Genomic DNA, 8,056 nt, shown 5'->3' with positions numbered 1-8,056 from the left:
CTCCCGCCCTAAGCACATTCGCTTGCGGACAGTCGCGGACTGTCACCGTGAGGCGGCGAAGGTCTACCGCGACATGCGCGCCGGGAATATCGAACCGCAGGAAGGCACGCGGCTGGTGTACGTGCTGTCCCAGATCAGCAGCATGATTACAGTCGGCGAGCTTGAGGCCCGCATAGCAGCATTGGAGGAACTTACTGATGAGGAAGCTTGAGGAACGGATAGCACGACTCGAACAGAAGCGGGGCGGCAGCGAACCGCCGCCGCTGATCCCTGCCATGATCTTTGACGGCGAGACTGTGACCAGTTGCATGGTGATACCTGCCGGCGTGGCGGGCGGCCTGAGCGCGTTCTATGAGCGCCGAAAGTGGCGCGACCGTGCAACCTGCCCAGACGCTGACACATGCCCGCACGCCGGGCACTGTGTAGCGACACCCGAAGCTTGAAGGCTCGCGAGGGTTCCCGAATCTTCGCAGTAGCCAGTGGCAAGGGCGTTATGTCTCAGCTCATCTCGTTACTTTCGATGATGTGCTGATGAGGTGCTCAAAGCCCTTCGCACTGAGGTGGCAGCTGGTCGCCGCTTTCTCAATTGCTACTTCGTATGTCTCGCCTTCCGCTCGCAGCTTCGTGAAAAGTTTGATGGCCTCCATGTCGCGGAGGATCGCAGCGCCCGGCCTTCCTTTCGGTCGCCCCTTACCTTTGCGTGAGTGCTTGGTGAGAATGTCCGCCGCTAGGTTTGCGATTGCGCCATCCAACACAGACACCCCGTACGCGTGCCCCCTGAGCACACACGCCAGCAAGGCATAGTCGCCCTGTTCGGCTGCGCTTTTCACTTTTTCGATTTCTTCGGTGTCCATGCTCAACCCTCCGCACCAGCACGCCGCAGGGTAACGACATTCCCACTATCACGTTTCCAGTGCTTACCGGCCTCGCACGCGAGCATGAAGTCAGTCCAGATATTCAGCGCGGCGCGGCGTTCGGTCATGTAGTCGTGTTGATCGTAGACGGCTACCAGCCCACCCAGCGAATGATTCAGGCAGCGTTCCGCGACGATCAGATTGACCCCTAGTGCGGCAAGGTGGCTGCGCGCCGTAGAGCGCAGATCGTGCGGGGTGAAGCGCCGTACCTTGTCGCCTAGGCGCTCGCTGAGCTTGTGAAGCTGGGCGTTCAATGCGCGCTGTTCAAAGAACACGTCGCCGCCGTTGTTCTTTCTGCGGCGCTGCTGGCGGGCGGGGAGCACGTAGGGAGAGCCGCACGCGAAGGGTTGCAATTCCTCGAACCAGCCCACGACAGCGGGCGGCAGCGGAATGGTGAACCCCTTGCCGGTCTTGCTGTTTGCGTCAGGGATGAACCATTCGGCCCGCTCGAAATCGACATGCGCCCATTCGGCCCGCGCAAGCTCGCCGATGCGTACACACGTCGCCAGCAGAATTTTCACAGCTAGGGCGTTCTCTGTGCCGATAGTGGGCAGCGCCGGCAGAATCACGCGGAGTTCTTCTTCGGTCAGCTTCAACCGCTGTCGCTTTGGCTCTGGCTTGCCGCAGATTGCCGAAACCGACACCCCGGCGCAGGGGTTCGCCTGCACTACATGCCGGGCAACGCCGTGTTTGAAGATTTCCGACGTGGCCGTGAACACCAGTTCCGCCACGTTGATTGAGCGCTTGCCGACTGCCTCAATAAGCGCGACGACATCGGCAGTTGTCACGTCGCGCGCCGGGAGCTTCCCCAGCTTGGGCAAAATGACATCTTCGATATGGTGCCGGCGCTGCTTGATGGTGTTGGCCGCAAGCCGGGGAAACACCTTGTCCATGTAGTCGGCTGCCAGTTGCTTGAAGCTCTGCGCCGCTGCGCGTTCGATGTTCTCCCGCTGCTTCTCTCTGGCGACATCGACGCCCTTCTGAATCTTCACTCGCGCCTCAAGCGCTTCTTCCTTGGCGCGCTTGATGGAGTAGTCGGGATAGCGTCCGATGCTCAGTTCGCGAGGCTTGCCGCTGAATCGGTAGCGCAGCACCCATGCGGCTGCGCCACTCGCAGAAAGCGTGAAGGTGAGGCCGGGCACTTCGCCTTGAGCCTTCGAGACAGGCCGTCCGGCTTTGATCCAGTGCCTGATTTGAACGTCCGTCAGATTTCCCATTGAGCACCCCCCCTGTCTAGCTACACACCTAGCTACACAGATCATATGCGATGGGGTGATACGTTGGAAAGTTAATTGAGACGAAAAGTTGTGAAATAACGGCGGGTTGCTACGTATTGTGTAGTGTTGTGCAGCTACACGAAATGCTCATTTAAGTTACAGGTAGCGATTTTCATTTTTGTTGGTTTAACCACGAAGGACACAAAGGACACGAAGGAAATCGTTGTTCAAGCTAATTCCAAAATCACCGCCATGGTCTCACCGGGGCCCGGTGGTCGTTTCCTGCGTATTACTTTGTGTCCTTCGTGTCCTTTGTGGTTAATGGACATCAAGCCGCCAGTCCCGAATGCCGCAGCAGCGCGTCGATGGTTGGTTCGCGGCCGCGGAAGTCGATGAACAGCTCCATGGGCTCGCGTGAGCCGCCGCGTTCCAGGATGCTGGTCAGGAAGCGCATGCCCGTCTCGTGGTCGAAGATGCCGGCCTCCTCGAAGGCGGCGAAGGCGTCCGCCGACAACACCTCGGCCCATTTGTAACTGTAGTAGCCCGCCGCGTAGCCACCGGCGAAGATGTGCGAGAAGCTGTGTGGGAAGCGGTTGAATGCCGGTGGACGCAGTACTGCGACCTGTTGGCGCACCGCGTCGAGGGTCTCATAAATCCGGCCGCCGGTGGCCGGATCGTAATCGCGGTGGAGGCGGAAATCGAAGATCGAAAACTCCAGTTGCCGCACCATCTGCATGGCCGACTGAAAATTCTTCGCCGCCGTCATGCGTTCGAACAGCTGCTGCGGTAGCGGTTCGCCGGTCTGGTAGTGCCCGGCGATGAGATCCAGCGCCTCGCGTTCCCAGCACCAGTTCTCCATAAACTGACTGGGTAGCTCGACGGCGTCCCAGGCGACGCCGTTGATACCGGACACGCCGGCGTAGTCGATCTGGGTGAGCATGTGATGCAGCCCGTGGCCGAATTCATGGAACAGCGTGATCACCTCGTCATGGGTGAACAGCGCCGGATCCTGGCCGATCGGCGGGGAGAAGTTGCAGGTCAGATATGCGACCGGTGTCTGCAGGCCGGTGGCCGTCATGCGTCGGGCGATGCAGTCATCCATCCAGGCGCCGCCGCGCTTGTGCGGGCGCGCGTACAGATCGAGATAGAACTGGCCGCGCAGCTGCCCCGTGCTGTCCTTGATGGAGTAGAAGCGGACATCGGGATGCCAGCTGTCGACACCCTGCTCCGCCGTGATGTTCAGACCGTAGAGCCGGTTGACCACGGCGAACATGCCCGGTAACACGCGGGTCTCCGGGAAATAGGGCTTCAGCTCTTCCTGCGAGATGGCGTAGGTGTGCTGGCGCAGTTTTTCGGAGTAGTACGGTATATCCCAGGATTCGAGTTCCAGCACGCCGTGCTGCTCGCGGGCGAAGCGGTGCAGCTCGTCGAGGTCGGCGATTGCCTTGGGCCGCGAGCGGTCGGCCAGGTCGGTGAGAAAGCGCATCACCTGGTCGGTGCTCTGCGCCATCTTGGTTGCGAGGGAGCGTTCGGCGTAGTTGGCGAAGCCGAGTAGTTGTGCCGCCTCGTGCCGCAGCGCCAGGATCCGCTCCATGGTAGGGCCGTTGTCCCATTGGCCGGCATGCGGGCCTTCATCGGAGGCACGGGTCACATAGGCCGTGTACAGCTCGCGGCGCAGTTCGCGGTCGTCGGCATAGGTGAGCACCGGGTAATAGGATGGGTATTCCAGGTTGAACACCCAACCCTCCAGACCCTCGCGTTCGGCCGTCTGCCGGGCGAGCGCGGTGGCGTTGTCCGGCAGGCCGCGCAGACGCTGTTGGTCGGTGATCTGCAGCTTCCAGGCGTTGGTGGCGTCGAGCAGATTCTCCTCGAATTTCGCCTGCAGCGACGACAGCTCCTGCATGAGCGCTTTGTAGCGTTCACGCTGCGCCAGTGGCAGGGCGACGCCGGACAGCCGGAAATCCCGCAGGGCATTGTCGATGATCTTGCGCTGTGCGGTATCGAGCCGCACGCATTCGGGGCCGTCGGCGAGCTGTTTGTAGGCCTGATACAACGCCTCGTTCTGGCCCATCTCGGTGCCATACTCCGACAGCTTCGGCAGGCAGGCATTGTAGGCCGCCCGCAGCGCCTCGGAGTTGATCACGGAATTCATATGACTGACCGGCGACCAGGCACGCGACAGCCGGTCCTCGACGTCCTCGATGGGCTGGACCAGGTTCGCCCAGGTGTAGGTCGTGTTCTCACCGAGTACGCGCGCCACGGTGGCGCGGCAGTCGGCGAGCAGGGTGTCCAAGGCCGGCTCGACGTGGTCGGGCGTGATCCGCGAAAACGGCGGCAGTCCGGTCAGGCCGAGCAGTGGGTTGTCGCTCATGGGCTTCCTCACAGGGTCTTCAATGACGGACCGGGGTGATCGGCCGGTACTCTAGCATGCGGCCCCAGGGCGGGCCAAAGTGACGCGGCTGTCGCTCCAATATAGCCACGGAAGTGCAGGGAACAACATCGGAAACGGTGATGCTATTGTTTCTCCCTTCCGTGTCTTTCCCAGTGCTTCCGTGGCTATAATCCGGACTTCCAGGATGATTACGGTAGCTGCCACATGCCCCGACACTACGATCTGATCGCCATCGGCGCCGGCAGCGGCGGTCTCTCAGTGGCTGAGCGCGCCGCCCGCTACGGGGCGAAATGCGCCGTCATCGAGAGCGGTCCGCTGGGTGGTACCTGCGTCAACGTCGGCTGCGTGCCCAAGAAGGTGATGTGGTTCGGCGCCGGCCTGGCGCATGCCCTGGAGGATGCCGCCGGGTATGGTTTCACGCTCGGTACCTACCGCTTCGACTGGTCGACGTTGAAGCGCGGGCGTGACCGTTACGTACGCGGTATCACCACCTGGTACCACACGTATCTGGCCGACTCCGACATCGATGCGATCACCGGCCGTGCACGTTTCGTCGATGCACACACCCTGGAAGTCGATGGCGAGACCTACACGGCGGATCACATCGTCATCGCCACCGGCGGTTCCCCGACGCTGCCCGATCTGCCCGGTGCCGAATTCGGCATCACCTCGGATGGTTTCTTTGAGCTCGAGGCACTACCGCGCCGGGTCGCCATCGTTGGCGCGGGCTACATCGCCGTCGAGCTGGCCGGCATGCTGCGGGCGCTGGGCGCGGAGGTAACCCTGGTGCTGCGGGGCGAACACCTGCTGCGCGGTTTCGATGCCATGCTGCGCGAGAGCCTGATGGAGGAAATGCTCGGTGCCGGTGTGAACATCCTCGGCGGCACGCAAGTACAGGCACTGGAGCGCGATGCCGACGGGGTGTTGACCATTGCCTGCAGCAGTGGTCAGCGACTGGAGGGTTACGACCAGCTCATCTGGGCGATCGGCCGCACCCCGGCCACGGCGGACCTGAATCTGGACGCGGCCGGTGTGGTACGCGACGCCGACGGCTGTGTCCCGACCGATGTCTTCGAGGCCACCAATGTGCCCGGCATTTATGCGGTCGGCGACGTCAACGGCAAGGTACAGCTCACGCCCGTGGCCATCGCCGCCGCCCGGCGCCTGGCCGACCGCCTGTTCGGCGGCATGACGGATCGCCATCTGGATTATGGGCTCATCCCGACGGTGGTGTTCAGCCACCCGCCCATCGGGACCGTCGGCCTTACCGAAGAAGAGGCGCGCGCCCGGCACGGTGACGGCGTGACCATCTACAGTACCCGCTTCGCACCCATGTACCATGCCCTGAGCGGCCGCCGGGAGCAGACGGCCATGAAGCTGGTCACGGTCGGCGCCCTGGAGAAGGTGGTCGGCTGTCACATCATCGGCCAGGGCGCTGACGAGATGCTGCAGGGCTTCGCCGTCGCCATCCGCATGGGCGCGACCAAGCGCGACCTGGATGACACGATCGCCATCCACCCGACCAGCTCGGAAGAACTGGTGACGATGCGGTGATAGGTCCTAGGTGCTAGGTTCTAGGGACTAGGGGTAGTAGACATCGCCCAGTGCATCTCCCCTAGTTCCTAGAACCTAGTACCTAGGACCTGATCTTATGCCCCTCCGTCCTTTCGAATCGAAACATCCGCGCATCGCCGCCAGCGCCTACATCGATCCCCAGGCCCTCGTCATCGGTGATGTCGAGATCGGTGCCGATGCCTCGTTGTGGCCGAATGTGGTCGTCCGAGGCGATATCCACTCCATCAAAATTGGAGCCAGCACCAATATTCAGGATGGATCTGTTTTACATGTCTCCCATGACAGCGAGTTCGCCCCCGGTGGATTTGCCCTGGCCATCGGGCGCGGGATCACTGTCGGTCACCAGGTCATCCTGCATGGGTGCGTAATAGAAGATAACTGTCTGATCGGCATGGGCTCTATCGTTATGGATGGGGCGCGGATCGCTGCCGGGACGATGCTCGGCGCAGGCAGTCTGGTCACGCCCGGCAAGGAGCTGGAGGGCGGCTACCTTTGGGCCGGCCGACCGGCCAGGCGGGTCCGGGCGCTGGCCGCGGACGAGCGGCGCTATCTGGTCTACTCGGCCGAGCACTATGTCCGCCTGAAAAACCGGCATCGCGCGGGGCTGGGTTGAGGTTATACTCGCCTCAGCCGGGTCCTGGGCACCATCGGGCCAGGTTTCAATAACAATCCCGACAACGGGCTGTCTGGGAGGCAGCATAACCTTAAAAATAAGGCGAGGTGGCCATGAATCTCTTCATTGGAGATCTGCCCATCAATGCCACGGAAGGCGATCTGTGCCGGCTGCTGCAGTTGAGGCAGCGCGACGTTGCGCGTCGGTTGCGCATCTTCAAGAAAGCCGCACGGGATGGACATACACGCCGTTTCGGTCTGCTGCACGTCGCAGCCGGTACGGACCTGCGCAAGCTCCTGGATCGGGGGCGCGGACTCGAACTCCACGGCCAGCGGCTGAACGTACGGGAATTCGTCCCGCGCGCGGTCGGCAACGAACGTCGGGCGCTGGATTGGCGGCAGCGGCCTTGGCCGCACCCCGAGCGGCGGCAGGCGGAGCGGCGGGCCGGCATTTCCTAGCACAGTAGAGGGCCGACCCGGGTGGTACACGGCTCGCGCCGGTGATGATCGCACCAGGGCGTCGGCAGCCCGCTAGCAGCCGGCGCGCAGCTGCGCGATCACCGGGGCGGTAGCGGCCCGCACACCCCGCCAGATGAAAAAGGCCTCGGCGGCCTGTTCGACCAGCATACCCAGCCCATCCAGTGCCTGTGTGCAGCCCTGCGCCCGCGACCAGCGGACGAACACCGTCGGCTCGCTGCCGTACATCATGTCGTAGGCGCAGGCGTCGGGGGCGAATACCGTCGCCGGCAACGGCGGCACCACGCCGGACAGGCTGGCCGCGGTGGCATTGATCACCAGATCGAAAGGCTGCCCCACCAACCCTTCGAAACCACTGCTGACGACCGGGCCCGCCGCGGCAAAGATCGTGGCCAGTTCATGGGCGCGTGCGGGTGTGCGGTTGGCAATCAGCAGGCGTGCCGGCCGTTCTGCCAACAACGGCTCGATCACCCCGCGCGCGGCGCCGCCGGCGCCGACCAGCAGTACTCGCCGTCCCTCGATGTGGACCCCGTGGTTGTCACGCAGGTCGCGTACCAGGCCGATGCCGTCGGTGGTATCCCCGCACAGCCGCCCCGCGTCGTCCCACCACAGGGTGTTGACGGCACCGGCGCGTACGGCCCGCGGCGCGTGCCGGGTCGCGAGCCGCCAGGCGTCCTGCTTGAATGGGACGGTGACGTTCAGGCCCTTGCCACCGTCGCGACGGAATGCAGCGACGGCCGCGGCGAACTGTCCGATGTCTGCCAGGATGGCGTCATATTCCATCGCCTGGCCGGTCTGCAGGGCGAATTGCCGGTGGATCAGCGGTGATTTGCTGTGGGCGATGGGGTTGCCCATGACCGCGTACCGGT

General features: G+C 63.1%; 8 protein-coding genes. 4 read left to right on the top strand and 4 right to left on the bottom strand.

Annotation, left to right across the window (positions count from 1 at the left end; translation table 11 throughout):
- On the top strand, positions 1–211 hold a 211-nt coding region (locus K8I04_11525), incomplete at its 5' end, for a hypothetical protein (GenBank protein ID MBZ0072340.1).
- Between the two features lie 292 nt (positions 212–503).
- Here K8I04_11525 and K8I04_11520 read toward each other — a convergent pair.
- The 3 genes from K8I04_11520 to prlC form a co-directional block, all read right to left on the bottom strand.
- On the bottom strand, positions 504–854 hold the full coding sequence (locus K8I04_11520; GenBank protein MBZ0072339.1) for a hypothetical protein: 351 nt from the start codon (positions 852–854) through the stop codon (positions 504–506).
- Between the two features lie 2 nt (positions 855–856).
- Positions 857–2,131: a tyrosine-type recombinase/integrase gene (locus K8I04_11515; GenBank protein MBZ0072338.1), complete on the bottom strand. Its 1,275-nt coding sequence runs from the start codon at positions 2,129–2,131 to the stop codon at positions 857–859.
- A 328-nt stretch (positions 2,132–2,459) separates the two neighbouring features.
- Positions 2,460–4,502 (bottom strand): oligopeptidase A, encoded by a 2,043-nt coding sequence (gene prlC / locus K8I04_11510; GenBank protein MBZ0072337.1) that lies wholly within the window; start codon positions 4,500–4,502, stop codon positions 2,460–2,462.
- 225 nt (positions 4,503–4,727) lie between these two features.
- Here prlC and gorA point away from each other — a divergent pair, with 225 nt between their 5' ends.
- From gorA to K8I04_11495, 3 genes are all read left to right on the top strand, one after another.
- Positions 4,728–6,077, top strand: coding sequence for a glutathione-disulfide reductase (gorA, locus tag K8I04_11505; GenBank protein MBZ0072336.1), 1,350 nt, complete (start codon positions 4,728–4,730; stop codon positions 6,075–6,077).
- 97 nt (positions 6,078–6,174) lie between these two features.
- Positions 6,175–6,711, top strand: a complete 537-nt coding sequence (locus tag K8I04_11500; protein MBZ0072335.1) for a gamma carbonic anhydrase family protein — start codon at positions 6,175–6,177, stop codon at positions 6,709–6,711.
- A 113-nt stretch (positions 6,712–6,824) separates the two neighbouring features.
- Positions 6,825–7,169 (top strand): RNA-binding protein, encoded by a 345-nt coding sequence (locus K8I04_11495; protein ID MBZ0072334.1) that lies wholly within the window; start codon positions 6,825–6,827, stop codon positions 7,167–7,169.
- 72 nt (positions 7,170–7,241) lie between these two features.
- Here K8I04_11495 and aroE read toward each other — a convergent pair whose 3' ends face one another.
- Positions 7,242–8,042, bottom strand: a complete 801-nt coding sequence (gene aroE / locus K8I04_11490; GenBank protein ID MBZ0072333.1) for a shikimate dehydrogenase — start codon at positions 8,040–8,042, stop codon at positions 7,242–7,244.
- Positions 8,043–8,056: the final 14 nt, after the last annotated feature.

This window comes from Gammaproteobacteria bacterium, assembly GCA_019911805.1.
Lineage (GTDB): Bacteria > Pseudomonadota > Gammaproteobacteria > Thiohalobacterales > Thiohalobacteraceae > JAHJQQ01.
The sequence above is the reverse complement of the archived record's forward strand: the minus strand, read 5'-3'. Positions and strand labels throughout refer to the sequence as shown.

Coding starts and splice junctions, on each gene's coding strand:
- K8I04_11520 (MBZ0072339.1), bottom strand. CDS start 854: ATGGACACCGAAGAAATCGAAAAAGTGAAAAGCGCAGCCGAACAGGGC.
- K8I04_11515 (MBZ0072338.1), bottom strand. CDS start 2,131: ATGGGAAATCTGACGGACGTTCAAATCAGGCACTGGATCAAAGCCGGA.
- prlC (MBZ0072337.1), bottom strand. CDS start 4,502: ATGAGCGACAACCCACTGCTCGGCCTGACCGGACTGCCGCCGTTTTCG.
- gorA (MBZ0072336.1), top strand. CDS start 4,728: ATGCCCCGACACTACGATCTGATCGCCATCGGCGCCGGCAGCGGCGGT.
- K8I04_11500 (MBZ0072335.1), top strand. CDS start 6,175: ATGCCCCTCCGTCCTTTCGAATCGAAACATCCGCGCATCGCCGCCAGC.
- K8I04_11495 (MBZ0072334.1), top strand. CDS start 6,825: ATGAATCTCTTCATTGGAGATCTGCCCATCAATGCCACGGAAGGCGAT.
- aroE (MBZ0072333.1), bottom strand. CDS start 8,042: ATGGGCAACCCCATCGCCCACAGCAAATCACCGCTGATCCACCGGCAA.